A 25029-nucleotide genomic window follows, 5' to 3' on the forward strand; every position below is an offset into this window, starting at 1 on the left:
CAACCGCCGCGCGGAACGCGCGGCCCGGCCCAACGCTTTTGAGTGCGTCTCGTCAGAGACGTGTCCAAAAGAGGCGGGAGCGCGTCCTACCTGTCATCCCCTCCACCAGGGCCGATATCGTCCAGATAGTCCTCGTCAATCGCGGCCTGAACAGCGCCCGTTACTGCCTCGCGCTGTTTCGGCGTCAGATCTTCGGTAGCTTTTTCATCGGCCAAGCGCACTGTCACTTCTCGATGGGCGAAGCGGATACCTTCGCGCGCGAACAGTTCGCGAATTTCCTGATAAACCTTCTTGCGTACCAGCCACTGATCGCCAGGCTTGGTCATGAACTTGACGCGGATGATCATCGCTGAATCCTGCATCTCGATCACACCCTGAGACTTGAGCGGCTGAATGAAATTGTCGCCGATCACAGGGTCACTCAGCAATTGCTGACCCAGCTTCTTGATCAGCTTACGCACCTTCTCGACATCGGTGTCATAAGTCACCCGCAAGGGCAGCTTCATAATCACCCAGTCACGAGAATAGTTCGTCAGCACTTTGATCTCGCCAAAGGGGATGGTGTTCAGCGCACCTAAGTGGTGGCGCAACTGGAACGACCGGACCGAAATCTTTTCGACCGTGCCTTTCACATCGCCAATGTCGATATATTCCCCTTTGCGAAACGCGTCATCCATTAGGAAGAATGCCCCCGAGAAGATATCCCGCACAAGGGTCTGAGAGCCAAATCCCACGGCCAGACCAACGACACCCGCGCCAGCAAATAGCGGGCTGACATTGATGCCCAGCTCCATCAGTGCGATCAGGACAATGGTGACAACGACCACAGCCAATATGGCCCCCCGGAACAGGGGTAGCAAAGTGGCAAGGCGGCTCTGCCCACCTTCACCTCCTTCATCACCCAACTCGGCCTCGGCACCGCCATCGTCAATCTCTTCTGCGATCTTCGTATCGATCCAGATGCGGAAGAAATGGAACAGGATATAGCCGATGAACATGATGACCATCACATCCAGGAACCGTTCGATGGGCAGTTCCTCGCTCCAGCTGGCATCCGGGTTCCAGATGACAACCAGCGCATAAAGGCCCACCACAAAGGCCAGGATACCCGCGACACGACGGGCCAGATCCTCATAGGTCACAATCGAATGCGCGCGTTTTTCGGCCAGAGGGGTCTCTATAACCACTTCCACTGGGCTGACCTCACCTTCGGCGTTCATTTCTTCTATCTGACGGTTTCGGTCAAAATACCGCTCGAGCAGATAGTTCATCGCGCCATAAGCAATCACGACCGACATGAAGATGGCATAGCTGCTGGCAACAATAGGGATCGAGTTTTCATTCTCCAGCACAAGATCGACGGCCAGTTTGAACCAACTGAAAACGATATACAGGATCAAAACTGGCGCCCACGCCAAAGAGATAAAGCGCAGTATCCATGACACTTGTTCTTTGGCTCGCCCGCCCCGGATGGCATTGGAAATTGCACGGCCGTTGAACAGTATCATCAGAACATTGCCCAACGCGCCCAGCATAGTCAGACCGCCATAGACCATGGCATAGACGTTGTAGTTCAACCCGAAATCCGCAACCCATGTCGAAAACATCACGACCGAAATGTCGTAAGTCGCGATCGCCGATGCCCAGATATAAAGCCGCTTGGCGTCCCGGTCGGAAAAGGGCGGCAGCCGGTACTGGCTGAGATACGGTGACAATACCATGCGCCAAAGATCAGAGACCGTGCGCGACAGGAAGAAGGCCGCGAAAATCGCTGTTACCGTAAACTGGATCGAGATGTCCTCAGCCTCGCCAAAGAACAGGAACCCGACGATCAGGGCCATCAGCATGGCAAAGATCGTGCCCCCGATCCCCATAAGGAAGCGGAACACCAGAAACGGCATTTTTTCGCGATAACCTTGCGGGTTTTCCTTGGACCGCGCGACGACAATCCCTTTGGCAATGCGCTTGCCGTAAATCTCGGTTGAGAGCCAACGCCCCAGCAGCAGGAACAGGATGTTCCAGAACAGCACCTCGACATAGGTCTGTATCCGACCATCGGGGCTGGTCTGACGCAGGACGTATTTGACCTCGAAGATCGAATAGGGAAGCGCCTCGAGCCGGGATTGCATCGACTCGCGGAACTTAGAGAACCTCTCCTGCGCTTTCATAAGTTGAGAGCCATCAGACATCGGGTCTGAAGGGCCCGCACCGTCAGCCGATACTGTTTGTTGACCCGAAGACACGACTTTGCCCGCACTGTCGATAACGATGACACTGGCTCCGGCCTCGGTGGCCGACCGGATGGCAGTAGCCAGGTCGCCCTCTTCGGTCGTAGATGCTGCAGTATCAGAGTTCGTTGTATAACCGGGTATAAGCGAGGTCTGCGCTGTGGCCCCGACTGCAAACACCAAAGTGGTCGCCCAGATCAACAGGGCAAGGATGGCACCAAATCTTGGTTTCATAGGGGATTCTATCCAGTTCGACATTTGCAACGCACAATACAAAAGCACATTTGCGTGTTCAAATCATCAACCGCTTGTTTTCGGGAACGGTTTTTTACTGGGTGCGCGGTACAATAGGCACGTGTCGAGTGTTTCCAATCTGACAAAAACTGAATATGAGGAGCGGGGTGCGTTGCACGGCTTAGATGGTTGTATCCATTGGTGGAAAACACGGCGAACCACAGAAAGGATCTACAACATGTAGCCAATTCGCCATGTTTGTCGGTTTCGGCAGGTCAAAGCAGAGTTTTTTACAAGCAGCCGAAAAACAAATACGATAGACGTGCAAGCGCGCGGAGTTGCACTCAGACACTAAGACGGGCGAAAGAATGAGCCTAGGAAAACAAAACGACAAAACCGGCCGTGCGCCTCGCATCCTGTTCTACAGCCATGATACGTTCGGATTGGGGCATTTGCGCAGATCCCGTGCTTTGGCAGCTGCAATAACTCAGGCTGATCCTTCGGCTTCGGCGTTGATCTTGACCGGGTCTCCAGTTGCAGGCCGCTTCACCTTTCCCCGTCGCGTCGACCACGTACGCCTGCCGGGGGTTACCAAGCGCGCCGACGGGTCTTATGCCTCGCAGACGATGGGGATGGGGATTGAAGACGTGACGGAGTTGCGCTCGAGCCTTATCCAAACTGCCGTTCAGCAATTCGATCCTGATGTTCTGATCGTTGACAAAGAACCCACCGGATTTCGCGGGGAACTTTTGCCAACGCTGGACTGCCTTTTGAAAACCAAACGAACCCAGATCGTCCTGGGCTTGCGTGACGTGTTAGACGAGCCCGAAGTGCTGGCCGCTGAATGGGACCGAAAAGAAGCCCTGGATGCCACCGAGACCTATTATGATGAGATTTGGGTCTATGGGTTGCGGTCGATCTATGATCCAACACAGGGGTTGCCTCTTAGCCCTGCCACCCAAGCGCGTATGCACTGGACCGGATATTTGCGCCGCGATCTGGGACCGGTCGCAGAACCGCCCGAGCAGCCTTACATCCTGATCACGCCCGGCGGCGGAGGCGATGGCAAGGCGATGGTAAACCTTGTGTTGTCCGCCTACGAGCACGACCCGACGCTTTCGCCTCGGGCTGTTCTAGTTTACGGCCCCTTCCTGTCAGGAGAACTGCGCGAAGAGTTTGAAACGCGCGTCGCAGCCCTGAACGGTCGCGTAACGGCCGTCGGATTTGAATCCCAGATCGAAACCCTGTTTGCCGGTGCGGCGGGTGTGGTCTGTATGGGCGGCTACAACACGTTTTGCGAGGTGCTGTCATTTGACAAGCGTGCCGTGATCGTGCCCCGCACCACGCCCCGGCTGGAACAATGGATCCGGGCCTCGCGCGCCGAAGAACTGGGCCTTGTTCGAATGCTCGACGAAAGCCGCGATGGGTTGACGACCGATGCGATGATCAATGCCATCCGAGCATTGCCCAATCAGTCCCTTCCATCCGAGGTCATCTGCGATGGGCTGCTGGACGGTCTGGACTATGTCACAAGTCGAGCACACGCCTTGCTGACCGGAGAGCAGGAACGGGCCACCGGATGAGCCTTACACAACCGAAACTGGCGGTGCTGGTCAAAGGATGGCCGCGCCTGTCGGAAACGTTTATCGCGCAAGAATTGGTAGCATTGCAGGATGCGGGCCACCGGTTTGACATCTGGTCGCTTCGCCATCCTACTGACGTCAAACGTCATCCCCTGCACGAAAGGTTCACAGGGCAGGTCCATTACCTACCCGAATACCTATATCAGGAACCCCAGCGCGTTTGGGCCGCCCGCGCTGTTGCACGCGCCATGCCCGGCTATGGCGAAGCATACCGAATCTGGCGCGCTGATCTGCGCCGCGACCCCACACATAACCGCATCCGACGCTTTGGGCAGGCGTGCGTTCTGGCCGCCGAACTGCCGCAGGATACACGTGTCCTGTATGCGCATTTTATGCATACCCCGTCTTCGGTCGCACGCTATGCCGCCATCATGCGGGGACTACCGTGGAGCTTTTCCGCCCATGCCAAAGACATCTGGACCTCGCCCGAATGGGAAAAGGCCGAGAAACTGCACGCTGAAACGCATGGTGCATCTTTTGGCGCCACATGCACCGCCGTTGGCGCAAACCATCTGCGCAGCCTTGCCGATGACCCCGCGCGCGTTGATCTGATCTATCACGGGTTGGACCTGAGCCGTTTTCCGTCTCCTCCGAAACGTAACCCACGCGCGCCCGATGCACCCTTCCACATGCTCTCCGTAGGGCGTCTGGTCGAGAAAAAGGGCTTTGACCGCCTGCTCGACGCTTTCGCCTTATTGCCCACAACCCTGGACTGGCACTGGACCCATATCGGCGGCGGCGCTTTGGGGGACGCGCTACGCACCCTCGCACAAGATTTAGGGGTCGCGGACCGCCTGTCTTGGAAAGGCGCGTGCGACCAACCCGAGGTGATTGCCGCCATGCGCGAGGCGGACCTGTTTGTGCTGCCCAGCCGCATTGCCACGGACGGAGATCGCGACGGGTTGCCCAATGTGCTGATGGAGGCTGCGTCTCAGCGGCTGCCGATCCTGTCGACCCCGGTCTCGGCCATTCCCGAATTCATCGAAACAGGAACCCACGGTGTGCTGTCCAGTGATGACCCCACCGCGCTGGCGGCGGCCATTTCCAGCATGGCAGCCGACCCTGGATCAACTGAAAACATGGCGAAAGCGGCCTATGACAGGTTGATCGCTGACTTCCGTATGGACCCCGGAATCGCACTTTTGTCCAAACGTCTGACCGCTCTGGGGGCGGACAGGGGCTGATGGCGCGGGTTGCGTTCTACGCTCCGATGAAATCCCCGGACAGCCCGGTGCCGTCCGGCGATAGGGAAATGGCCCGGAACTTGATGACCGCAATCGCCGCGCAGGGTGATACGGTCGAGCTGGCCTCGTCCCTTCGCCTCTACGACAAAACCGGGGACACGCGGGTTCAGACGCAGCTGCACGAAGCCGCGGAACGCGAAGCAGAGCGTCTTGTAACAGAATTGCCCACAAACACCGCGCTTTGGGTGACCTACCACAACTATTACAAGGCCCCCGATTTGCTGGGTCCACGTGTCAGCTCCGCCCGAGGAATTCCCTATGTTCAGTTGGAAAGCACGCGCGCGACCAGCCGCTTGACCGGCCCTTGGGCGGGTTTCGCCAAAGCCGCACACAATGCTTGTGACGCGGCCGACGTGATCTTTTATCACACCGCGAACGACCTGATTACCCTAGAGCGCGAAAGGTTCGGCTCGCAGAAACTGATCGAGCTGCCGCCGTTCCTGCCCGCAGAAGACTTGCCAGAGGCGTCTTCATGTGATGGGCCGATGTTGACGGTCGCGATGATGCGCCACGGCGACAAGCTGGCTTCTTACGACATACTGGCCCAAACATTGGCGCATCTGAAAGGCCAATGGGCTTTGAACATTGTCGGCGATGGGCCCGTCAGACCCGAAGTTGAGGCCATGATGGCCCGGTTCGGGTCCAAAGTGCGCTTTCTGGGGCAACTTGACCGTGCTGCAGTTCAGATGTGCTATGACACCGCGTCGGTCCTGCTCTGGCCGGGCGTGAATGAGGCGTATGGTATGATCTACCTTGAGGCGCAGGCCAGCGGTGTTCCAGTTGTTGCGCAGGATAGACCCGGCGTGCGGGATGTTTTGCTGCCCTCGACCTACCCCAAGGCCGAGACAGGGCCAGCAGGGCTAGCGGCACATTTACAAAGCCTGCTGCGTGACCACACGCAGCGCCTGAAAACCGGAACCGAGGCGCGCGCCTACGTCGCTGCCCGTCACCTTTTGCCGAACGCAACCGAGACTTTTTGGAAAGCTGTCCGCCCCTTGATCGAGGGTCGGGGATGACGAGACTTGCGCTGCTCCGCCATGGTCATACACCTTGGAACCGCGCAGGCCGGATTCAGGGACGCAGTGATATTCCGTTGGACGATGATGCCCGTCAGGATCTTGCGGGTTATGCTCTGCCCGAACCTTGGGATAAAGCCGAGCTCTGGTCCAGCCCGCTGCAACGCGCAGTTGAAACAGCGCGTCTGGTCTCTGGGCGCACCCCAGACACCCACGACGCTTTGACTGAGATGAACTGGGGCGAATGGGAAGGGTTGCGCGGGGTCGACCTGATCGCGGACCCTGACAGCGGTTATCGCCACATCGAAGATTGGAGCTGGCAGTTTCGCCCACCCGGCGGAGAAAGCCCCGCAGAGCTTTGGCACCGCGTGCGCCCCTGGCTTGACGGCTTACAGGCCGATACGGTGGCCGTCTGTCACATAGGCATCATGCGTGTCATTCTGGCCAGTGCATGGGATTGGAATTTCGACGGGCCGCCCCCCTTTAAAATCAAACGCAACAGACTGTATATCGTTGAAACACAACCTCTGCGCGCGTGGCCTGAGCCCGTGCGCCTGATCCGCTCGGAGCCCGTCGCATGAAAGTGATGATCGTGGTCACCCACCTGCTGGGCACCGGACATTTGAGTCGCGCCTTGACCCTTGGACGCGCTTTTGTGCAAGCGGGGCACGAAGTTCTGACAGTATCTGGTGGCATGCCTGCGCCCCAACTGGACAGTTTTGGGATGTCTTTGCTGGGGCTGCCCCCACTGCGGTCAGACGGTACCAACTTTACGCGCCTGCTGACGCAATCAGGTGAGGTGGCAGATGCGGATTACATGTCCGCTCGTAGTGTTGCCCTGACCAAAGCTGTCAGAAGCTTCTCACCGGACGTACTGATCACCGAGTTGTACCCGTTCGGGCGCAGGTCGTTGTCAGCCGAGTTCACCGCCGCCTTGGACGCGGCCCGTGCGTTCCCCCGACCTCCTGTCATCTTGGGATCGGTCCGAGACATTCTTGCGCCGCCCTCGAAGCCCTCCAAGGCTGAACGGACAGATCAGATCATATCCGAACACTACGACGGTGTCCTTGTGCATTCGGATCAAACAGTCATCCCGCTTGAGGTCAGCTGGCCGGTTTCCGAGCAACTTCAGAAGCGGTTGCACTATACCGGATTCGTTGCGCCTGACGCGCCGACCGCGCACCCACAGCGCACTGGTGAAGGTGAAATCCTTGTCAGTGCAGGCGGAGGGTCGGTTGGACAGCCGATCTTTCAGACAGCCATCGAGGCTGCCCGAAAGATGCCCAACAGGCGCTGGCGCCTGCTGGTCGGAGGCCAGGATGCCCAAGCGCGCATCAAACAGCTGACGCCTTTGGTCAAGGATGCGCCGGTTACGTTGGAACCGGTGAGGCCCGATTTTCGACAAATGCTGCCAATCGCAGCCGCATCGGTCAGCATGTGCGGATACAACACCGCCCTGGATATTCTGCAGACCGGAACCCCATCCGTGTTTGTCCCTTTCGACGACGGCAGCGAAGTTGAGCAGACGCTGCGCGCACGAACACTAGACGCCCTTCCAGCCATCGAAGTCATTCCAAGCCAGATGCTAGATGCAGAACTGCTGGCTCGGGCGATAGTAAGTGCGACATCGGGCCCTGAACGAACCGTTCCCGACCGTGGGTTTGACGGGGCTGCCAAAACCGTCGAGATCGCGAAGACGCTGTTGGAGGGCCGTATATGATTCCCAACTGGCGCCCACTACAGGACGAATTGGCCGTGTGGGAACAGCACAGACTGTCTTTGCCCCTATGGTGGCGTGACGATGATGCTATCTCGGCAACACCGCAGCTTGACCGACTGATCGCCCTGTCGGATACACTTGGGGTACCAGTTCACCTGGCTGTCATTCCAAAGACGTGCGACACAAGCCTTGTCGCCCGGGTCGACAGCAGCACCCTGATCCCCGTCGTCCATGGATGGGCGCATCTGAACCACGCGCCCAAGCAGGAAAAGAAATCCGAGTTTCGGATGCACCGGTCGATGCCAACGATCATTGGCGACGCACAGCAGGGGTTGGACCGGCTGCAGGATCTGTTCGGCGAGCGTTTGGCGCCTATGTTCGTACCGCCCTGGAACCGTATCGCGCCCGAGGTCGTCGCGGAACTGCCTGCACTGGGCTATCGCATTTTGTCCACGGCCACGCCTCGGGCCACGCCCACCGCCGCGCCCGGGTTGCACCTGGTCAACACGCATCTTGATCCGATAGATTGGCGCGGCTCGCGGGGGCTAGTGTCGCCCGAGCGTCTGATTGACACGACAACCGCGTTATTGCGAGATCGACGAGAAGGCCGCAGCGATAATTCCGAACCCTTCGGCATTCTGACCCACCACCTCGCGCATGATGACGCGATCTGGGCCTTTACCCACGACCTTTTGCACCTTCTTCTGGATGGACCCGGCGTCCCCTGGGTCGCGACCAACGAAATACGGAGACCCGAATGAGCCGACTGGATTCAATGCTGCGCCGCCTGACCGCCCAACGCGATGGGCTGAACTGGGCCGTAGAACAGATCGCGGATCACCCCGGCGACGTTCTGGACATGGGCCTGGGCAATGGCCGCACCTATGACCACCTGCGCGAGATCCTGTCCGACCGGCGCATCTGGGTGATGGACCGGGTGCTACAATGCCATCCCTCCAGCACTCCGCCGGCCGAGGATTTCCTGCAAGGCGAGGCCGAGCCGATGTTGGAGAAGCTGGCACAAGGCGGCCCCAAGATTGCGTTGGCACATTATGATTTCGGGCGTGGCGTCAAGGAAGACGATGTGGCCGAGGCAGCCCGCCTCAGCCCGCTGATCGCGCAGGTCATGCTGCCCGGAGGGCTATTGATATCGGGTCAGCCACTGGTTGGTTTCGACCAGATTGCCGGGCCGGAAACCATTGCCCCGGACCGATATCTTTTCTACCGAGCCCAATTGGTAGTGATTTAACGCGCCCTATCAGGCGACACGCCGCCCGCGCGACCATACCCCGTTCAACGCTGGTGCGCCTTCGCGGATACGAAAGCGGATAACATCGGCGCGGGTGCCCGAGCGCAGCTCGCCCCGGTCGCCCAGACCGACCACCTGAGCCGGCGTCTGGGTAACGGTACGCAGGCCACGCGCCATATTGCCCCACATATCTCCCAGGCGGGTTGCCGACAGCAGCAGCGCGGCGGGCACGTAGTCTGACGACAGAATATCCAGATGGCCCAGATCAGCCAGTTCCTGCGCCGCGACATTGCCGGAATGAGACCCGCCACGGATCACATTGGGTGCCCCCATCATAACCTTGATTCCGTGATCGTGGCAGGCCCGGGCGGCCTCGACCGTGGTGGGGAATTCGGCCAGCGTGATGCCATGCCCCGCCGAAACGGCCACCTGATCCTGCGTCGTGTCATCGTGGCTGGCCAGCATCGCCCCGAACCGTTTGGCGGCCTTGACCGTCTCAACCTCGTGCTGATCGCCAAACCGATCGCGCAACGCCTTCAGTTGTGCCACGTGCTGCAGGAAGTCATCATCGTTCATGCCATGCTTGCCCTTCATATAGGCCTCAAGCTGGGTCATGTCGCGGAATTGCCGCTGGCCGGGCGTGTGATCCATCAGCGACACCAGACCGACGCGATCCTCGGGGCCGAACTCGTTCAGCTCGGCCACGAGGGTTTCCGAGCAGACCTCGGCCCGCAGGTGTAAAAAATGGCTGATCTTCAGCGCATCCTGTTCGCGCAGATCCCACAGCTCGCGCGACAGCTCGCGGGCGTATTTCTTGTAGCGGTTGCCCGATGGGATCGAACCGATGCGCATCGCATCGAATACGGTGGTAATTCCGGTGCTGGCCAGTTCCGCATCGTGGGCCAGAATCGCCGCCGCGTGGGGCCAGTCGACTTTGGGGCGCGGCTGAATATGGCGTTCCAGATTATCAGTGTGCAGCTCGACCAGACCGGGGCAGACATAGTCGCCGCAGCAATCCACCGCGCCGGGCGGCACGGTGCTGCCCGTGGCGATCTCGGCAATGGTTTCGCCGGTGATGCGGATGCTACCTGTGACCGTTTCATCGGGCAGAACCAGCGTGGCATTGGCAAGGATCATTTCTTCTGTCATCTGAACTTCACACGGTCTGAGCTATTGGGTAGGCCACGCATAGGAGGCCAATGTGACATTCACGCGATACGCGATCTATTTTGCGCCACCCGCCGGGGCCGAGTGGACCCGGTTTGGCACAAGCTGGCTGGGCTGGGACATAGAGGCCGGCGCTTCGGTCGCGCACCCCGATATCCCCGGCGTGGATGTGGCCGCCGTCACGCAAGTGCCGCGCAAATACGGGCTGCACGCGACGATGAAGCCTCCGTTCCGACTGCGCAATGGGCAGACGGTTGAGGCGCTGCGCGAGGCTTGCGCGCAATTGGCCGCTGCGCAAGCCCCGGTCAAATTGGATGGACTTGAGACCGCGCGACTGGGTCGGTTTCTGGCCCTGCGCCCCACAGGCGACGAGGCGGCGCTGAACGCGCTGGCGGCTGCCTGCGTGCGCGATCTGGATCCCTTCCGTGCGCCCGCATCCGACGCCGAATTGCAGCGCCGTCGTGGCACCGGACTGTCGCCCGCGCATGAGGTCAATCTGGTGCAATGGGGATACCCTTACGTGATGGACTCGTTCCGCTTTCACATCACCCTCAGCGGCAAGTTGGACAAACCCACGCTGGCCACCGTTCAGGATGCGCTGGACACGCGGCTTGCACCCCTGCTGCCCGCACCGTTCCACATCACGGATCTGGCGCTGATGGGCGAGGCCGAGGACGGGCGGTTTCACCTGATCCATCGCTATGCACTTTCCGGCTGAAGCTTGGTCAGGATGGTGTTGACCGTCTGGTCCAGCGGACCGGAATTGTCGATCTGCACCACCCGGCGCAATCCATCGGGCAGCGTAGTCTGCGCGCGTTCAAGCCGCCGTGCCTGATCCGTCGCACTTTCGCGCCCACGCGCCGACAAGCGCTGCGCCAGCACCTGCGGGTCGGCGGTCAGTGAGATCACGACCAGATCGCCAAATACCTCTTGCGCGCGCAAAAGCACGGATCGGGACAGGTTCACCAAAACTGCATCCGCCTGGCCCCGCAGCTGCTGGATGCTTTGGGGCACCCCATACAGCAACCCATGGGCGGGCCAGTGCAGGGCAAAGGCATCCTCATCCACCATCTGCTGAAATGTGCCTTCGGAGACCCGGTCGAAATCCTCACCCTCTTCGCCCTCGGGGCGGGTGATCACCCGGCGCATCCGGTGAATTCGTGCGGAGCGCGCCTCCAGCGCCTCGATCACGCTGTCCTTGCCAACGCCCGAGGGTCCGACAACCGCGATGATCGGCGCAAGGGTCATGCGGCCATCCCCGGCGTGAAATCCGAGACGTTGATCTCACGATCGCATACACGCTCTCGCGCGCCGACATCGTGGAAAATGCCGATGATGGCCGCTCCACGCGCTTTGGCCTCTTCGATCAGGCTCAGCACGGTTTCACGGTTCTGCACGTCAAGCGAGGCGGTGGGCTCATCCAGCAGCATCGCGGGATAGTCGTGCGCAAAGCCCCGCGCGATGTTCACGCGCTGCTGCTCACCGCCCGAAAAGGTCGTGGGGCTAAGCGTCCAGAGGCGTTCAGGAATATTCAGCCGCGCCAGTAGCCCTGCCGCCTTGTCGAGCGCCGCCTGACGGTCGCATCCGACGGCCAGCAGAGGCTCGGCCACCACCTCAAGCGTCGGCACGCGCGGCACCACCCGCAGGAACTGGCTGACATAGCCCAGAGTGTCCCGCCGCAGGGCCAGAATCTCGCGCGGTTCAGCCTGCGCCACATCCACGCCGCCCACCATGACTTGCCCCGAGGCAGCCAGATAGTTGCCGTAGATCACCCGCATCAGGGTGGATTTGCCCGCCCCGGACGCTCCGGTCAAAGCCACGCATTCCCCGGGGGCCACGCTGAGTGTCGCGCCCTCCATCACAGGGATCACCGCGCTGCCCTGATTATGCAGGGTAAAGCTTTTGCTGACGTTGTTCAGTTCAATCATCTCTCACACCTGCAACACGCTTGAGACCAGCAACTGCGTGTACGCATGTTGCGGATCGTCCAGCACCTGATCGGTCAGGCCGGATTCGACCACGTGACCGTCTTTCATCACCATCAGCCGATCCGCCAGCAGGCGCACCACGGCCAGATCATGCGTGACGATGATGGCGCTCAACCCCATCTCGCGCACCAACCCGCGCAGCAAATCCAGCAGACGCGCCTGAACCGAAACATCCAGCCCGCCCGTCGGTTCATCCATGAACACCAGCCGAGGCCCCGTCACGAGATTGCGGGCGATCTGCAGGCGTTGCTGCATCCCACCAGAAAAGGCGGTAGGGCGGTCATCGACTCGGTTCGCTTCGATCTCGACCCGGCCCAGCCAGTCGATGGCCTTGTCGCGGATGTCACCATAGTGACGGTCGCCCACGGCCATCAGACGCTCACCAATATTGCCGCCCGCGCTGACAGACATGCGCAGCCCGTCGCGGGCGTGCTGGTGGACAAAGGCCCAGTCGGTGCGCCCCAACATCCGGCGCTCGGGTTCTGACATCGTCACCGTATCCACCGGCCCATCGGCACGCGTGTCAAAGACCACCTGCCCTGCGTCTGGTTCCAGATGACCGGCCAGACAGTTCAGCAGCGTCGACTTGCCCGAGCCGCTTTCACCGACGATCCCCATCACCTCACCGGGATAAAGGTCAAAGCTGACGTCGGTACAGCCGATCCGGGTGCCATAGGTTTTTCTGATATTCCGAACGCTTAACAACGGGGTCATGGCTCTACCTCGGGTCATAGGCAAATTCGATCCGATTGCCGCCCGGCTCTCGGATCATGAAATGGATTTTTGGCCCGGCACCTGAAGGTTCAGGCGCAAACTCCACCTGAACACCCGGCCAGTCTTTCACAGCGGCAAACACCACATCCAAAGACTCGCGCGATGGGATTTTGAACGCCACATGGTGCAGTCCGACATTGGCGTGACGATCGAAGCCGTGCTGATCTTCGCCCTTTTGCTGCCACAGCGTCAGAACCGCCGAGCCGTTGCTGATAAAGGCCGAGGGGTATTCGGGCCGTCCACCGACCACATCCCAGCCCAGCGCCTCGACAAAGAACGCCTTGGTCGCCTCAAGGTCCGAAACCGTCAGGCCCAGATGATCAATTCCCAGTACGTGTTCACGCATCATGCTGCATCCTCCTTGGCCAAACGCCCTTCGTGCCCGGCAGCGCGGCGCGAGCGGCAGTAATCGGTGTCGGAGCAGACAAACATCCGGTTGCCCGCGTCATCCATGATCACCTCGTCCAGATAGCTGTCTTCGGCCCCGCACAGGTCGCAGGGATGGTCTGCCTTGGTCGCCTCGAACGGATAGTCCTCAAAGTCGAGGCTGACGACCTTGGTGTGCGGCGGCACCGCATAGATGCGCTGCTCGCGCCCCGCGCCGAACAGCTGGATCGCGTCCATTTCCAGCTTGGGGTTATCGAATTTAGGGATCGGAGACGGATCCATCACGTAGCGTCTGGACACTTTTACCGGATAGGCATACGAGGTCGAAATCGCGCCGTGCTGGCTGATATCTTCATACAGTTTCACATGCATCAGCCCGTATTCTTCAAGCGCGTGCATCTTGCGCGTTTCCGTCTCACGCGGTTCCAGAAAGCGCAGAGGCTCCGGGATAGGCACCTGATAGACGAGGATTTGATCCTCGGTCAGTTCCGCCTCGGGGATCCGGTGGCGGGTCTGGATGACAGTGGCCTTTTCGGTTTCTTCGGTGGTCGCGACCCCGGCGGTGTTCTCAAAGAACTTACGGATCGAGACCGCGTTGGTCGTGTCATCCGCGCCCTGATCAATCACCTTGAACGTATCATCCGGCGTCAGCGTCGCGGCCGAGACCTGCACCCCACCGGTGCCCCAGCCATAAGGCATCGGCATTTCACGGCTGGCAAAAGGCACCTGATATCCGGGTACCGCCAGTCCTTTGAGGATCGCCCGCCGGATCATCCGCTTAGTTTGCTCGTCGAGATAGGCGAAATTGTACTCGCTCATAGTATTCCCCTCTCGGACAATTCGGCTTCCAGTGCTCGGGCGCCGACAAAATGAATAGCGTCCATTCCCACAGCACGCGCACCTTCGACATTGTGCAAACCATCGTCGATAAACACGCAGTCTTGGGGCTGAACAGCGGCACGTTCGCACAGAAGTTTGAAAATACGCGGGTCGGGCTTCATTACGCCTTCCTGACCGGACACCACCAACGTTCCGAACACCTCACCCAACCGGGGGTGCACCTTTAGACCCTCTGGCCAGGTTTCAGCCGACCAATTGGTGATGGCGTGGACGGGGGTTCCATTTGCCTTGAGGCGATCGAGGATATCCCAAGTGCCGTTAACCGCGTTCTGAACAGTGAGTGTATATCGCTCCACGTAGGAGGCAAACAGGTTCTGATCCTCCGGGTCCGCCAACTCTTTGGCCATATCGGAGAACAGCTCGCCATTGTCTCCCCGCGCGTTTTTCGCTTTGAACCCGGTGCGTTCGATAAAAGCATGGGCGGCGTCCTCGGACCCCAGATCGTCAACCCAGGCAAGATGGGGGTGCCAATCAACCAATACGCCGCCGATATCGAATACAACGACCTTCATTCCGCAGCCTCCTTTGGCGCGATCCGTTCCTCAGCCTCGCGGCGTAGTTTTCGGACCAGTTCCAGTTCGGACTGGAAATCCACGTAATGAGGCAGTTTGATGTGTTCCAAGAAACCGGTGGCCTGAATGTTGTCGGCATGGCTTAGGACAAATTCCTCATCCTGTGCAGGCGCGCCCAAATTGTCCTCGCCCAGCTCCTTCCAACGCAGCGCGCGATCGACCAGAGCCATGGCGATAGACTTGCGCTCGGACTGACCAAAGACCAGACCATAGCCACGGGTGAACTGCGGCGGTTCGGTTTTCGAGCCCTTGAACTGGTTGACTGTCTCGCATTCGGTTAGTTCAACCTCACCAATCTCAATGGCAAAGCCCAGCTCGGGAATGTCCATTTCGACGGCGACTTTTCCGATCCGCAACTCTCCCACAAAAGCGTGGTTGCGGGCGTATCCGCGCTGGGTTGAGTAGGCCATGCCTAGCACGAACCCCTCATCGCCGCGTGTCAGTGATTGCAAGCGCAGCGGGCGGGTGGAGGGAAACTCCATCGGTTCGCGGGTCAAGTCGCCCGGCAGGTCGTCGCTAGTGGGTTCGTCCTGAATGATATTTTCACCCTTTAGGAACTCGGCAATGTGAGGCGTAGGCTCAGTACGCGGCCCGGCCATGGGTGCAACCGTGTCGTTGCCATCTGCAGCTAGTTTGAAATCCAGCAGCCGGTGGGTGTAGTCAAAAGTCGGCCCCAGCACCTGCCCGCCCGGAGCGTCCTTGAACGTGGCCGAGATTCTGCGGTCGCAGGCCATATCGCCGGTATCAACCGGGTTGGAATAGCCAAATCGCGGCAACGTGGTGCGATAGGCGCGGATCAGAAAGATCGCCTCGATCAGGTCGCCGCGCGCCTGTTTGATCGCTAGCGCGGCCAGATCGGGATCGAACAGAGAGCCCTCGGCCATGACCCGATTTACCGCAAGGCTCAACTGTTCTCGGATCTGGGCGATCGACAGTTCGGCGATATCCGTTGATCCCCGCCGCTCCTCTGCTAACCAGGAATGCGCGTTGTCGATGGCTTTTTCGCCGCCCTTGACTGCTACGTACATTCTTATGATCCCGCCGTTATTTGCGTGCTGCGCGGCAAGGCCGCGACTTTGTCTCTGCAGGTGAAAAAGAAATCACATCCCAGAGGATAGAGATCCGAATTGCCCTGAAAGACCGCGACATCCGGTAAAGGCAATTGTGATCGGTCCCGAATACCCGGCCCTGTCAGCGTTGCCCCGTTCTGCGCAAGCGTTTCACACTCGATAATCAGAGTAGCCGAGCGGTCAGGATATTCCGGTGTGCCTATGCGATAGTTGGAATTGCGTTGCAGGTCCGCCCATGTCCCTACTGCGAAATCCGCGCTGGACGCTTTGACAATCGGCGCGCCGGTGTGAAAGGTCAGCCATTGGCGCACTGCGTCAGTGTCTGCTGCGCCTGCAAGAAAGACCCCTGTATCCGGGTCACACAAGGTCAGCAACAAAGTACCCGCTGCTTGGGACAATGGCTCGGGTGGGCGCGCGCCCGCAATTGATCGGATTTCGCCAGGTCGCGCCATGACCGTCATTGCGGCCCGAAAGGCGTGGGCCGCCTCGATCGGGGCATTTGCAAAACCACCTGAGAATTGAGGATGCGCGCTCATCAGTCTTCTCCTCGGACCAGAGTAAAGAATTCGACCTTTGTCGCCGCCGCCTTGGCCGCCCGCTTGGCTCGCGCGTCCTGCAACTGCCGTGACAGGGGGGAAATGATTTCGGCGCGGATGGCGTCGGCTGCTGTTGTCTGCATCAGCGCATCAACAAGGGCAGCGACTTCGGCTTTGGGCTTCGACCGGCCCTGAACATAGCCATGACCGACGGCACCGCCCTGCAACACCAGCGAACACCGGGTTACGGTCATTTCACCAAGATTGAACGGCGCCCCCGTGCTGCCGGTGCGCCCCCGGACCATTACCCCGCCAATCTCGGGCGCGCGTAGCCATTCAAATGTCGGGCGCAGTTGGACTCTGTCCCAAAGGGCCATCAGCGCGTCCTCGGGCGCGCGGGCCAACACGCCCATCCATTGCCGACGTTCTGCATCCGTTGGTTTATCGAGATCTGCCATCGAACCCTCTTGGCTGGGTTGTCTACACAAGCTATACAACTAGACAAATAATACATCTTAACCCCGCGGGCCGCAATCCGCTTACTTGTGAAGATTTAGTGACATGGGCAAATCGCCAGTTTGGAAAAGCATCGCTCTTGGTCTGACAACCGACATTGCAGAAGGCCGCTATAACACTGGTGATCGCCTCCCGACCGAAGCGCAGCTGGCTGCCAAATACGGGGTCAATCGCCATACGGTCCGCAGGGCTTTGTCAGATCTGTCTGACCAGGGCTTGGTACGCTCGAGACGAGGAGCCGGAGTTTTCGTGACGGCGCGCCCGACGGATTACCCCATCGGGAAACGCGTACGTTACCACAAGAGCATTTCGGCCAGCGGCAAGATTCCTGGCAAGAAAATCCTTACCCTCACCACGCGAACGGCTGATGTGGCCGAAGCTGAAGCTTTGGAACTGTCCGAAGGTGAAGCCGTTCATGTCTACGATGGTCTTTCCCTGGCCGACGGTCAGCCGATAGGGCTTTTTCAAAGCGTCTTTCCAGCTGGGCGTCTGCCGGGCATTCTTGCCGCACTGGTAGAGACCCGGTCGGTGACCAAAGCGCTGCAGCAATGCGGGGTCGAGGATTACGTTCGTTTATCGACACGGCTGACGGCCCGCGCCGCGACGCCGACACAAGCGCTGCATCTGCAACTCAGCGAAGGCGCTCCGGTCCTGTACTCAGTGGGCGTAAACGCAGATACGAACGGAATTCCCGTTGAATTCGGACGCACCTATTTTGCCGGCGAAAGAGTCACACTAACGATGGACAACGAGTAGGGACCAGAACGTTCCCGCCCGTCTTCGTCCTCCTTCCGGAGGTCTCGTCCCGTTGGGCGTAGCGCCGCGCAAAGCGCGGCGCCCGGCCCAAGGCCGCCAGAGCGCGTCGGCGAAGCCGATGCGCACGCGGGCGCGAGAGCACATGTCAAACAGGTTCTCGGCCTATTCGTATTTCTCCAAAAAGGCTTCGGCATCGAGCATTCGAAAGTCCGGCAAGGCGGCTCGTAAACGCGCGTTGTCCCAATCCCACCACGCCAAAGTCAACATACGCTCTGCTACGCCATCCGGGTAGCGTGGACGGATCAGACCGGCCGTAACCCCACCCACAATGCTGTAAGGCGCAACGTCTTTGGTGACGACCGCACCAGAAGCAATGATTGCTCCGTGACCCACGGTAACTTCGGGCTTGATAATAGCTGCATGGCCAATCCATGTGTCATAGCCAATTTCCGTCACCCGGCTTGCGCGATGCTGGAACCAATCCGCGTCATCTTCGGCGTCATCCCAGTAGTCTGCTGAGCGGTACAAAAAATGATGCAAGGAAGCCTTGGCATACGGATGATCCGTCGCACCGATCCGGGTATAGCTGGCTATGTTCGCAAACTTGCCGATCCGCGCATTTGCAATGTCACACGTTCGGTCGCAATACGAATAATCCCCGAAGATCGCGTTTGCCAAGCGCGTCCCGGCACCTATTTCGACGTATTCCCCAAACGTGCTGTTGGTGATCGCACAATCGGGATGGATGAATGGCTGATCCGCTCGCAGTCTTGGCATGAAAGTTCCTCTGGACCAACACTCAGGCGGTCTTGGTTTTTACCCGTTTGGATTTCGTTTCGCCCTGGATCAATCGGCGGCGCAACCAGCCCGAGAACCAATCCATCAGCATCACCATCAGGATGATCAGAACGATGTAGTAGGCAACCTCTTCCCAGTCTTTCTGGGTGATAATCGCCTGCGTCAGCAACAAACCGATCCCACCGCCCGTAATCGCACCAATCACAGTGGCGCTGCGTGTGTTGGATTCGAGGAAATAGAGCAACTGGCTGAGCAGCACCGGCGTCACCTGCGGGATCACCCCGAACCGATAACGTTGCGGCGCATTGGCTCCGGTCGATTGGACGCCCTCGATCTGTTTTTGATCCACATTCTCCAGCGCTTCCGAGAAAATCTTGCCGAACGTCCCCGTGTCTGTCACCAGAATGGCCAGCGCACCCGTCAGCGGACCGGGTCCAAAAGCCCGCGCCAGAACGACGGTCCAGATCAGAGCGTCCACACCACGCACAAAATCAAACACACGGCGCGTGAGAAACCGTACCGAACGCAACGGGTTGAAGTTACGGGTCGCAAGGAAAGCCAGTGGCAGTGCCACCATGCCCGCCCCCAATGTCCCGAGGAAGGCCATCAGGATCGTCTCGAAAATGGCCCAGGCCACGTCCTGATGGCGCCACATCTTGTTGGTCCAGAAATCATTCAGGATCGCGCCCGCCTCACCATTTCCGGCCAGCCCCATGAGTTGCGGGAACGACTTGCCATAGTAGGGGCTATCGAGGGTGAAGAAGAACAGCTCCCACCCGTTGAAATAGCGGAACACCTCGGATCGGTTGCGCGTCACGGTCAGTCGACCCGCATCCGTGGTGATCGCCATCCGGTTCTTTGAGACATTGATCCAGTCGGGCACGTCGCCTGCGGGCAGCTCGGCCTGAACGCCCGCCGAACGGGTCGGCGTTGCACGCACCGTGCCATAACCGGGGATGTCATATTCCACCGTCTCGGGGCCGAACCGCACGATATGGCCGTCTTTCAGATCAATCACCGTAGTCTCGCCCAGAGCGACCCAATCCGGCGCTTGGCCTTCGGGATATGCACCCTTGCGCTCACCTTCGATAGCGGCCGAGACTTCACCTGTGCGATTGTCACGCTCGATGTGGGTTTTGTAACTGTAGCTGTCAGCCACAAGCGTCTTGCCGTTTTCCCAGTTGGCGCGTCCGGCCAATCCGGGCACGTCGAAAGCGAAAAACACATAGGTCAGATAGACCAGCACCAACGCAGGCAATCCAAAATTGATCAGGCGCTTTCGGCTGAACAGACGATCAGCCTCGGCCTTCAACTCATCAAGGGTGAGGTCAGTGGCGAAGGTGCTCATGCCCGCGCTCCTTTCTCGGATCCGTGGGTCAGGCGATCACGCAGATGGCCCGAGATTTGGTCGACCACAACGATGGTGACGAACAACAGCAAGAAAATCGCGGCAGCCTGATCGTACTTGCCCTGCCCCCAGGACATCGAGTTGCGCAGCTCATAGCCAAGACCACCTGCACCGACGAAACCCAGAATGGCCGAGGCGCGAATGTTGATCTCGAACCGCAGCAGCGCGTAGCTGACATAGTTCGGCCCAACCTGAGGGATCACGCCCAGGTACATGCGCTGCGACCAGTTCGCGCCGACCGAAGCCAAACCCTCGACCGGTTTCAATGAGGCGTTCTCATTCACCTCAGAAAACAACTTGCCCAGTGCGCCAGCCGTATGGATTGCAATGGCGATCATCGCCGGAACCGGGCCACCACCCAGAATAAAGATCAGGACCAGAGCGATCACGATTTCAGGAATTGCGCGGCAGATATCGGCGATACGCCGGAACAGAGGGATCAGCGCAGGCCAGAGCGCCATTCCACGTGTGGACATCAGCGCAAGGAACGTACCCGCGATGGTGCCGATCAGTGTGGACGCAGCGGCGATGTTGATCGTCTCGACCAGCGCAGGGAAGAACTTGACCAGATTGGCAGGCAACGCGTCGATCTTTTCCCAGGCTTCGGACAGCACCTCTGCCGGGTAGTCAAAGATACGGTGCCAACCATCCGCGAAACTGCCCGCGTTGCGGTCATCCGCAGTGCGGAACCCGGCGGCCATCAAGGCCACGAAAACGATCAGAAGAATACCACCATAGACCCGCTTGCGTCGTGTCATCTCGGTATAGTCGGCCCGGATCTGGTCGACGGTCAGGGACCCTGCGGTCAGGTCTGTCATGGAATGCTCCTGAGTGGAAAACGGGGCCCGGCTTGGAACACCGGACCCCGGTCTTAGGGGTGTACAGGCTTAGTTGGACTTCAGCTTGCGTGCTTCGATAATGACTTCGTAGGCTTCGTGGGTGATCGGCTCGAACGCGCGGGCTTCACCAGCAGCAACGCCGTAGAAGCATTCACGGTCTTTCTCAGCCAGACCAGCCATCAGAGCGGTCATTTTCTCTTTTACATCTTCAGGCAGTGCGGTGCGCAGAACAACCGGGCCTTCGGGGATCGGCTTGGATTTCCAAATCTGGACCATGTCGTTCATGTCGACCAGACCGGCATCAACAGCGCGACGCAGCGCGCCCGACTGATACCCATCTTCCCAATCGCCCAGACCGTCCGCCCAGGTCACGCCGCCATCGACGTCACCGTTGTTCACGGCAACGATGGTCTGCTCGTGGCCACCGGTGAATTTCACCTCACCGAAATAGTCGCCCGATTCCATGGTGGAACCCGTTGCCGCAGGGATTTCGATCGACGGGATCAGGTAGCCCGAGGTCGAGTTCGGATCGCCAAAACCAAAGGTCTTGCCCTTCATGTCCTCCAGCGAGGTGATGCCGCTGTCTTTGCGCGCAAAACCGATCGAGAAATAGCCATAACCGCCATCGGTGTTGACCTTGACCAGAACCGGCTCGACCGCTTCGGGATCAGACAGGTAGGTTTTCGCATAACCCGAAGCACCCAGCCACGCCATGTCGATGGTGCCGCCCAACAGGCCTTGGATCACGCCGTCATAGTCAGCCGGTGCGAACAGCTTGGTTTCAACACCCAGTGTTTCCTCGGTGTATTCGCGCAGGCATTCGTTGTTGTTCAGACGGTCCTGAGCGTTCTCACCGCCCAGAATGCCGATGCGGAATTCGTTGATATCCGCGGCCAGGGCCGGCGCGGCCATTGCAGTTGTGGCCACCAGGGCTGCCATCAGTTTTTTCATCTGTCTCTCTCCGGTTTGATATGCCGGCCTTTCATCGGCCGGTCGATGAAAGGGGTGGTTGGCTTAGATGGTTGCTTCCGCTTCCATCAGGGCCTTCTGAGTCGCATCCAGCGTCTCAATCTCGGTCGATGTCGCCTCTTCCGAGAAGCTGGCATCAGCGCCATAGATCTCGCGGGCGACGCCGGTTGTCAGTTGCTCGGGCAGGCCGTCGAACACGATGCGACCGTCACGCATACCGACAACGCGGTCGCAATAGCGACGAGCCGTATCCAGCGTGTGCAGGTTGGCGATTACTGTGCGGCCGTCTTCTTCATGGATGCGGCGCAGTGCCTGCATGACGACCTGCGCATTCATCGGATCCAGCGAGGCAATGGGTTCGTCCGCCAGAATGATGCTTGGGTCCTGCATCAGAGCGCGCGCGATGGCGACCCGCTGTTGCTGCCCACCTGAAAGCGCCTCGGCGCGTTTAGGCGCGTGTTCTGCAATGCCCAGACGGTCCAGAATGTCGATGGCGCGGTGGATATCGGCCATAGGAAACAGGTTGAACTTGGTCGCCAGCGTAGAATGGCGGTTCAACGTACCGTGCAAAACGTTTGATACCACGTCCATGCGCGGCACCAGATTGAATTGTTGGAAGATCATCGCGCAATCGGCCTGCCAGGCACGCTTGTCGCGGCCCTTCAGCTTGGTGACATCACGGCCACCGAAAAGGATTTCTCCGTCGCTCGCGTCGGTCAGACGGTTGATCATCCGCAGGAGCGTCGATTTACCGGCCCCCGAGCGACCGATGATGCCGATCATGCAGGGTTTATCTATTTCCAACGTGGCTGAATCGACTGCGACGTTTTCAACGAAGCGCTTGGTCAGTTTCTTGATGTGCAGCACAGGCCACCCCCAGTTCGTGTTGGCGGTCTGCTAAAGGCAATCTTCAACGGCTATGTGTAACTTGGGTGAAAGTTTTGTAACGCAGCGCCAAAGATCGATGGCTCTACACTTCTGCGCCTACCGCAGGTATATGCGGGCCGACTCTTAGACATTGAAACGAGGCCACACATGTCCTTTGACCGCAGCATCAAGATCGCACCGTCGATCCTCTCCGCCGATTTCGCCAATTTCGGCGCCGAGATTCAGGCGATCGAAGCGCAGGGGGCCGATTGGGTCCATGTGGACGTGATGGACGGCCATTTCGTTCCGAACCTGACCTTCGGCCCGCCTGCGGTCAAAGCCTTTCGCCCACACGTGAAGACGGTGATGGACGTCCATCTGATGATCGCTCCGGTCGACCCTTATATTCAAGCCTATGCCGACGCCGGGGCCGATATCCTGACCGCGCATGTTGAGGCAGGGCCGCACACTCACCGAACCCTGCAAGCGATCCGCGTTGCTGGCATGAAGGCTGGTGTTGCCCTGAACCCCGGCACCCCGGCCGAAGCGGTCGAACACCTGTTGGACCTGACCGATCTGGTCTGCGTCATGACGGTGAACCCCGGTTTTGGTGGTCAAAAATTCATTGATATGACAGCCAAAGTTCGCCGCCTGCGCCAGATGATCGGCGATCGACCTGTCCATATCGAGATTGATGGAGGCGTCGACCCAAACACCGCACCGTTGGTAGCAGCCGCAGGCGCGGATGTTCTGGTCGCTGGCTCGGCAGTATTCAAGGGTGGCTCGGTTTCCAACCCTGAAGTCTATGGCGAAAACATCCGCAATGTGCGCGCGGCAGCAGAGTCAGCGCTCTAACAAGGCGCTTCATTGCGCGTGCTGCACATCGGATATGAACAATCCGGGCTACCTGAGCATCCTTCAATCGTTTAGATGCCGAAGGCCCATTTCAAAACCTGCGATACACGTCCATGGCTAAAACAACCACACCCCGCCCGTATACCGCCTACCCGGTCGGGTTTGTCGGCATCCTGCCCCAAAAACTGCGCATGTTACAGAACCGGGTCGCCGCGGCCCGGTCTTCAGTGCGCCGAATTCGCGCATATTGGTTGATGAACGACGACGAGCTGCGCGCACGCGGCCTGAAACGCGAAGACGTCATTCGTCTGGTGCTGGCTGACGTCATCTAGCACAGCACCAGTCCTTGGCTGGGGCAGACCGGATTTTGATAGCCAGGCAGTATATCCACACCCTGCCCGGTCGAGTGTTCTTGGTTTACTTGCTTTTCTGAACGATGCGCGACAGCTTGGCGTCTCGATAATCAAATCTCGGGCCTTCAAACGGTGCGAAGATTGCATCGCAGTCGGTCGCCTCGGGCGAAGGTGGCCGAGTAAAATCGTGTAGTTCAAATCCATGCGCAGCCATAACGGCTACAAAATCACTGAACTTATAGCCACCTTCATAACGGCGCCGGACCGAGACCTCGGCCAAGACAAAGGCGCAGTTTTTCAGCATTTCTGAAGCACCCTGGATCACCTCGACTTCGAAACCCTCGGTATCAATCTTCAACCCGTAGGGCCCCTGATAATCCACGGCGATGTCGTCCAACGTCCGAACCGGGACCTGACGTTCTTCGATGGCCTTAGTATGGGCACGCGCAGCCTCGTCAAACGTCATCATGGTAGCTCTCGTGCCCATGGAACGGTGGCCGACTGTTGGAATACGCAGCGTCGTTTGCCCGGCCTGGGAGCCGACTCCGCAGGCATGAAAGTCAAAGTCGATCTTGTCGCTCCAATTTCGTCTCAGCTTGTCCTCATACTCAGAGATCGGCTCGATCAACACAAATTTTGTCGTCGGAAAAGCCTCGTACAGGTGCGCGGTCCCACCGGCGACACCGACATCGAAAACTGTCGCAACATCGAACCCCAGACCTGCGATGTAACTGCCTGTCTCTTTGTCAGGGGAAACTTGGTACCCTCGACGTTTCAGACGGCGGGTCAAGCGTATTTCGATGTCGTCCATTCTTAAGCTCTCCTATGCGCGGGGAAGGCATCCCATGCGACAGCACGGCTAAAGAAACACCATGACTGACAAAGCACAATCGGGAATCTCGTTGGTGGAATGGAATATGCGTTCCCAAATAACCTATTT

28 protein-coding genes are annotated in these 25029 nt (G+C 59.1%); 11 read left to right on the forward strand and 17 right to left on the reverse strand.

Features of this window, described 5'->3' with window-relative positions; all coding sequences use genetic code 11:
* Positions 1-86: 86 nt before the first annotated feature.
* Positions 87-2462: a mechanosensitive ion channel domain-containing protein gene (locus tag AC2TAD_RS05075; protein ID WP_480866319.1), complete on the reverse strand. Its 2376-nt coding sequence runs from the start codon at positions 2460-2462 to the stop codon at positions 87-89.
* 368 nt (positions 2463-2830) lie between these two features.
* On the opposite strand from AC2TAD_RS05075, the gene AC2TAD_RS05080 reads away from it, so the two are divergent.
* From AC2TAD_RS05080 to AC2TAD_RS05110, 7 genes are read left to right on the forward strand one after another with little or no spacing between them, the layout of a single operon-like run.
* Complete coding sequence (locus AC2TAD_RS05080; RefSeq protein ID WP_480866320.1) at positions 2831-4045, forward strand: glycosyltransferase family protein; 1215 nt, start codon at positions 2831-2833, stop codon at positions 4043-4045.
* Positions 4042-5289, forward strand: coding sequence for a glycosyltransferase (locus AC2TAD_RS05085; RefSeq protein ID WP_480866322.1), 1248 nt, complete (start codon positions 4042-4044; stop codon positions 5287-5289). The genes AC2TAD_RS05080 and AC2TAD_RS05085 overlap by 4 nt, the downstream gene beginning before the upstream one ends.
* Positions 5289-6365, forward strand: coding sequence for a glycosyltransferase family 4 protein (locus AC2TAD_RS05090; RefSeq protein ID WP_480866324.1), 1077 nt, complete (start codon positions 5289-5291; stop codon positions 6363-6365). The genes AC2TAD_RS05085 and AC2TAD_RS05090 overlap by 1 nt, the downstream gene beginning before the upstream one ends.
* A complete protein-coding gene (locus tag AC2TAD_RS05095; RefSeq protein ID WP_480866326.1) occupies positions 6362-6946 on the forward strand; it encodes a histidine phosphatase family protein in 585 nt (194 codons plus the stop codon). Before AC2TAD_RS05090 ends, AC2TAD_RS05095 begins: the two co-directional genes overlap by 4 nt.
* Positions 6943-8085, forward strand: a complete 1143-nt coding sequence (locus AC2TAD_RS05100) for a glycosyltransferase family protein (RefSeq protein ID WP_480866328.1) — start codon at positions 6943-6945, stop codon at positions 8083-8085. Before AC2TAD_RS05095 ends, AC2TAD_RS05100 begins: the two co-directional genes overlap by 4 nt.
* Positions 8082-8846 (forward strand): polysaccharide deacetylase family protein, encoded by a 765-nt coding sequence (locus AC2TAD_RS05105; RefSeq protein ID WP_480866330.1) that lies wholly within the window; start codon positions 8082-8084, stop codon positions 8844-8846. Before AC2TAD_RS05100 ends, AC2TAD_RS05105 begins: the two co-directional genes overlap by 4 nt.
* Positions 8843-9334 (forward strand): class I SAM-dependent methyltransferase, encoded by a 492-nt coding sequence (locus tag AC2TAD_RS05110; protein ID WP_480866331.1) that lies wholly within the window; start codon positions 8843-8845, stop codon positions 9332-9334. Before AC2TAD_RS05105 ends, AC2TAD_RS05110 begins: the two co-directional genes overlap by 4 nt.
* A 9-nt stretch (positions 9335-9343) precedes the next feature.
* Here AC2TAD_RS05110 and AC2TAD_RS05115 read toward each other — a convergent pair whose 3' ends face one another.
* Positions 9344-10483, reverse strand: a complete 1140-nt coding sequence (locus tag AC2TAD_RS05115) for an alpha-D-ribose 1-methylphosphonate 5-triphosphate diphosphatase (RefSeq protein ID WP_480866332.1) — start codon at positions 10481-10483, stop codon at positions 9344-9346.
* Positions 10484-10535: 52 nt separating this feature from the next.
* On the opposite strand from AC2TAD_RS05115, the gene AC2TAD_RS05120 reads away from it, so the two are divergent.
* On the forward strand, positions 10536-11219 hold the full coding sequence (locus AC2TAD_RS05120) for a DUF1045 domain-containing protein (protein ID WP_480866333.1): 684 nt from the start codon (positions 10536-10538) through the stop codon (positions 11217-11219).
* Here AC2TAD_RS05120 and phnN read toward each other — a convergent pair.
* From phnN to phnG, 9 genes are read right to left on the reverse strand one after another with little or no spacing between them, the layout of a single operon-like run.
* Positions 11201-11749: a phosphonate metabolism protein/1,5-bisphosphokinase (PRPP-forming) PhnN gene (gene phnN / locus AC2TAD_RS05125; RefSeq protein WP_480866334.1), complete on the reverse strand. Its 549-nt coding sequence runs from the start codon at positions 11747-11749 to the stop codon at positions 11201-11203. The genes AC2TAD_RS05120 and phnN overlap by 19 nt on opposite strands.
* A complete protein-coding gene (phnL, locus tag AC2TAD_RS05130) occupies positions 11746-12429 on the reverse strand; it encodes a phosphonate C-P lyase system protein PhnL (protein ID WP_170790316.1) in 684 nt (227 codons plus the stop codon). The genes phnN and phnL overlap by 4 nt, the downstream gene beginning before the upstream one ends.
* Before the next feature lie 3 nt (positions 12430-12432).
* A complete protein-coding gene (gene phnK, locus AC2TAD_RS05135; RefSeq protein ID WP_480866336.1) occupies positions 12433-13203 on the reverse strand; it encodes a phosphonate C-P lyase system protein PhnK in 771 nt (256 codons plus the stop codon).
* Between the two features lie 4 nt (positions 13204-13207).
* Positions 13208-13612, reverse strand: a complete 405-nt coding sequence (locus AC2TAD_RS05140; RefSeq protein WP_480866338.1) for a VOC family protein — start codon at positions 13610-13612, stop codon at positions 13208-13210.
* On the reverse strand, positions 13609-14469 hold the full coding sequence (locus AC2TAD_RS05145; RefSeq protein ID WP_480866340.1) for an alpha-D-ribose 1-methylphosphonate 5-phosphate C-P-lyase PhnJ: 861 nt from the start codon (positions 14467-14469) through the stop codon (positions 13609-13611). Before AC2TAD_RS05145 ends, AC2TAD_RS05140 begins: the two co-directional genes overlap by 4 nt.
* A complete protein-coding gene (locus AC2TAD_RS05150; RefSeq protein WP_480866342.1) occupies positions 14466-15062 on the reverse strand; it encodes an HAD family hydrolase in 597 nt (198 codons plus the stop codon). The genes AC2TAD_RS05145 and AC2TAD_RS05150 overlap by 4 nt, the downstream gene beginning before the upstream one ends.
* Entirely contained in the window at positions 15059-16150 is a 1092-nt protein-coding gene (locus tag AC2TAD_RS05155) for a carbon-phosphorus lyase complex subunit (RefSeq protein WP_480866344.1), read from the reverse strand. The genes AC2TAD_RS05150 and AC2TAD_RS05155 overlap by 4 nt, the downstream gene beginning before the upstream one ends.
* A gap of 2 nt (positions 16151-16152) precedes the next feature.
* Entirely contained in the window at positions 16153-16728 is a 576-nt protein-coding gene (phnH, locus tag AC2TAD_RS05160) for a phosphonate C-P lyase system protein PhnH (protein ID WP_480866345.1), read from the reverse strand.
* Positions 16728-17186 (reverse strand): phosphonate C-P lyase system protein PhnG, encoded by a 459-nt coding sequence (phnG, locus tag AC2TAD_RS05165; protein WP_480866347.1) that lies wholly within the window; start codon positions 17184-17186, stop codon positions 16728-16730. The genes phnH and phnG overlap by 1 nt, the downstream gene beginning before the upstream one ends.
* Before the next feature lie 103 nt (positions 17187-17289).
* Between phnG and phnF the strand changes: the two genes are divergently transcribed.
* The gene (phnF, locus tag AC2TAD_RS05170) at positions 17290-18000 is read left to right on the forward strand and encodes a phosphonate metabolism transcriptional regulator PhnF (RefSeq protein ID WP_480866348.1); all 711 of its coding nucleotides are present in this window, start codon (positions 17290-17292) and stop codon (positions 17998-18000) included.
* Positions 18001-18162: 162 nt separating this feature from the next.
* On the opposite strand, the gene AC2TAD_RS05175 is transcribed toward phnF, so the two are convergent.
* The 5 genes from AC2TAD_RS05175 to phnC all read right to left on the reverse strand — a co-directional run bounded on the left by AC2TAD_RS05175 (position 18163) and on the right by phnC (position 22881).
* The gene (locus AC2TAD_RS05175) at positions 18163-18777 is read right to left on the reverse strand and encodes an LbetaH domain-containing protein (protein WP_480866349.1); all 615 of its coding nucleotides are present in this window, start codon (positions 18775-18777) and stop codon (positions 18163-18165) included.
* A 22-nt stretch (positions 18778-18799) separates the two neighbouring features.
* Positions 18800-20146, reverse strand: a complete 1347-nt coding sequence (gene phnE, locus AC2TAD_RS05180) for a phosphonate ABC transporter, permease protein PhnE (RefSeq protein ID WP_480866351.1) — start codon at positions 20144-20146, stop codon at positions 18800-18802.
* Positions 20143-21024, reverse strand: a complete 882-nt coding sequence (gene phnE, locus AC2TAD_RS05185; protein WP_170769857.1) for a phosphonate ABC transporter, permease protein PhnE — start codon at positions 21022-21024, stop codon at positions 20143-20145. The genes phnE (AC2TAD_RS05180) and phnE (AC2TAD_RS05185) overlap by 4 nt, the downstream gene beginning before the upstream one ends.
* A gap of 69 nt (positions 21025-21093) precedes the next feature.
* A complete protein-coding gene (phnD, locus tag AC2TAD_RS05190) occupies positions 21094-21996 on the reverse strand; it encodes a phosphonate ABC transporter substrate-binding protein (RefSeq protein WP_480866353.1) in 903 nt (300 codons plus the stop codon).
* 63 nt (positions 21997-22059) lie between these two features.
* Positions 22060-22881 carry a phosphonate ABC transporter ATP-binding protein gene (phnC, locus tag AC2TAD_RS05195; protein ID WP_480866354.1) on the reverse strand — a complete coding sequence of 274 codons (822 nt, stop codon included), beginning with the start codon at positions 22879-22881 and terminating at the stop codon, positions 22060-22062.
* A gap of 168 nt (positions 22882-23049) precedes the next feature.
* On the opposite strand from phnC, the gene rpe reads away from it, so the two are divergent.
* Both rpe and AC2TAD_RS05205 read left to right on the forward strand, forming a co-directional pair.
* Positions 23050-23736, forward strand: a complete 687-nt coding sequence (gene rpe, locus AC2TAD_RS05200; protein WP_480866356.1) for a ribulose-phosphate 3-epimerase — start codon at positions 23050-23052, stop codon at positions 23734-23736.
* A 113-nt stretch (positions 23737-23849) separates the two neighbouring features.
* Entirely contained in the window at positions 23850-24068 is a 219-nt protein-coding gene (locus tag AC2TAD_RS05205) for a hypothetical protein (protein ID WP_480866358.1), read from the forward strand.
* Between the two features lie 85 nt (positions 24069-24153).
* Here AC2TAD_RS05205 and AC2TAD_RS05210 read toward each other — a convergent pair whose 3' ends face one another.
* Entirely contained in the window at positions 24154-24900 is a 747-nt protein-coding gene (locus AC2TAD_RS05210; RefSeq protein ID WP_480866359.1) for an FkbM family methyltransferase, read from the reverse strand.
* Positions 24901-25029 lie beyond the last annotated feature (129 nt).

This window comes from Ruegeria sp. HKCCD7628, from assembly GCF_057221005.1.

What these genes read in the sequence shown, in the direction of transcription:
- phnD (WP_480866353.1), bottom strand. Translation starts at nt 21,996, where the DNA reads ATGAAAAAACTGATGGCAGCCCTGGTGGCCACAACTGCAATGGCCGCG.
- AC2TAD_RS05090 (WP_480866324.1), top strand. Translation starts at nt 5,289, where the DNA reads ATGGCGCGGGTTGCGTTCTACGCTCCGATGAAATCCCCGGACAGCCCG.
- rpe (WP_480866356.1), top strand. Translation starts at nt 23,050, where the DNA reads ATGTCCTTTGACCGCAGCATCAAGATCGCACCGTCGATCCTCTCCGCC.
- AC2TAD_RS05205 (WP_480866358.1), top strand. Translation starts at nt 23,850, where the DNA reads ATGGCTAAAACAACCACACCCCGCCCGTATACCGCCTACCCGGTCGGG.
- phnE (WP_170769857.1), bottom strand. Translation starts at nt 21,024, where the DNA reads ATGACAGACCTGACCGCAGGGTCCCTGACCGTCGACCAGATCCGGGCC.
- AC2TAD_RS05150 (WP_480866342.1), bottom strand. Translation starts at nt 15,062, where the DNA reads ATGAAGGTCGTTGTATTCGATATCGGCGGCGTATTGGTTGATTGGCAC.
- phnK (WP_480866336.1), bottom strand. Translation starts at nt 13,203, where the DNA reads ATGACCCCGTTGTTAAGCGTTCGGAATATCAGAAAAACCTATGGCACC.
- AC2TAD_RS05075 (WP_480866319.1), bottom strand. Translation starts at nt 2,462, where the DNA reads ATGAAACCAAGATTTGGTGCCATCCTTGCCCTGTTGATCTGGGCGACC.
- AC2TAD_RS05115 (WP_480866332.1), bottom strand. Translation starts at nt 10,483, where the DNA reads ATGACAGAAGAAATGATCCTTGCCAATGCCACGCTGGTTCTGCCCGAT.
- AC2TAD_RS05080 (WP_480866320.1), top strand. Translation starts at nt 2,831, where the DNA reads ATGAGCCTAGGAAAACAAAACGACAAAACCGGCCGTGCGCCTCGCATC.
- phnE (WP_480866351.1), bottom strand. Translation starts at nt 20,146, where the DNA reads ATGAGCACCTTCGCCACTGACCTCACCCTTGATGAGTTGAAGGCCGAG.
- AC2TAD_RS05085 (WP_480866322.1), top strand. Translation starts at nt 4,042, where the DNA reads ATGAGCCTTACACAACCGAAACTGGCGGTGCTGGTCAAAGGATGGCCG.
- phnF (WP_480866348.1), top strand. Translation starts at nt 17,290, where the DNA reads ATGGGCAAATCGCCAGTTTGGAAAAGCATCGCTCTTGGTCTGACAACC.
- AC2TAD_RS05105 (WP_480866330.1), top strand. Translation starts at nt 8,082, where the DNA reads ATGATTCCCAACTGGCGCCCACTACAGGACGAATTGGCCGTGTGGGAA.
- phnG (WP_480866347.1), bottom strand. Translation starts at nt 17,186, where the DNA reads ATGGCAGATCTCGATAAACCAACGGATGCAGAACGTCGGCAATGGATG.
- AC2TAD_RS05110 (WP_480866331.1), top strand. Translation starts at nt 8,843, where the DNA reads ATGAGCCGACTGGATTCAATGCTGCGCCGCCTGACCGCCCAACGCGAT.
- AC2TAD_RS05100 (WP_480866328.1), top strand. Translation starts at nt 6,943, where the DNA reads ATGAAAGTGATGATCGTGGTCACCCACCTGCTGGGCACCGGACATTTG.
- AC2TAD_RS05210 (WP_480866359.1), bottom strand. Translation starts at nt 24,900, where the DNA reads ATGGACGACATCGAAATACGCTTGACCCGCCGTCTGAAACGTCGAGGG.
- AC2TAD_RS05145 (WP_480866340.1), bottom strand. Translation starts at nt 14,469, where the DNA reads ATGAGCGAGTACAATTTCGCCTATCTCGACGAGCAAACTAAGCGGATG.
- AC2TAD_RS05140 (WP_480866338.1), bottom strand. Translation starts at nt 13,612, where the DNA reads ATGATGCGTGAACACGTACTGGGAATTGATCATCTGGGCCTGACGGTT.
- phnN (WP_480866334.1), bottom strand. Translation starts at nt 11,749, where the DNA reads ATGACCCTTGCGCCGATCATCGCGGTTGTCGGACCCTCGGGCGTTGGC.
- AC2TAD_RS05095 (WP_480866326.1), top strand. Translation starts at nt 6,362, where the DNA reads ATGACGAGACTTGCGCTGCTCCGCCATGGTCATACACCTTGGAACCGC.
- AC2TAD_RS05175 (WP_480866349.1), bottom strand. Translation starts at nt 18,777, where the DNA reads ATGCCAAGACTGCGAGCGGATCAGCCATTCATCCATCCCGATTGTGCG.
- phnH (WP_480866345.1), bottom strand. Translation starts at nt 16,728, where the DNA reads ATGAGCGCGCATCCTCAATTCTCAGGTGGTTTTGCAAATGCCCCGATC.
- AC2TAD_RS05155 (WP_480866344.1), bottom strand. Translation starts at nt 16,150, where the DNA reads ATGTACGTAGCAGTCAAGGGCGGCGAAAAAGCCATCGACAACGCGCAT.
- phnL (WP_170790316.1), bottom strand. Translation starts at nt 12,429, where the DNA reads ATGATTGAACTGAACAACGTCAGCAAAAGCTTTACCCTGCATAATCAG.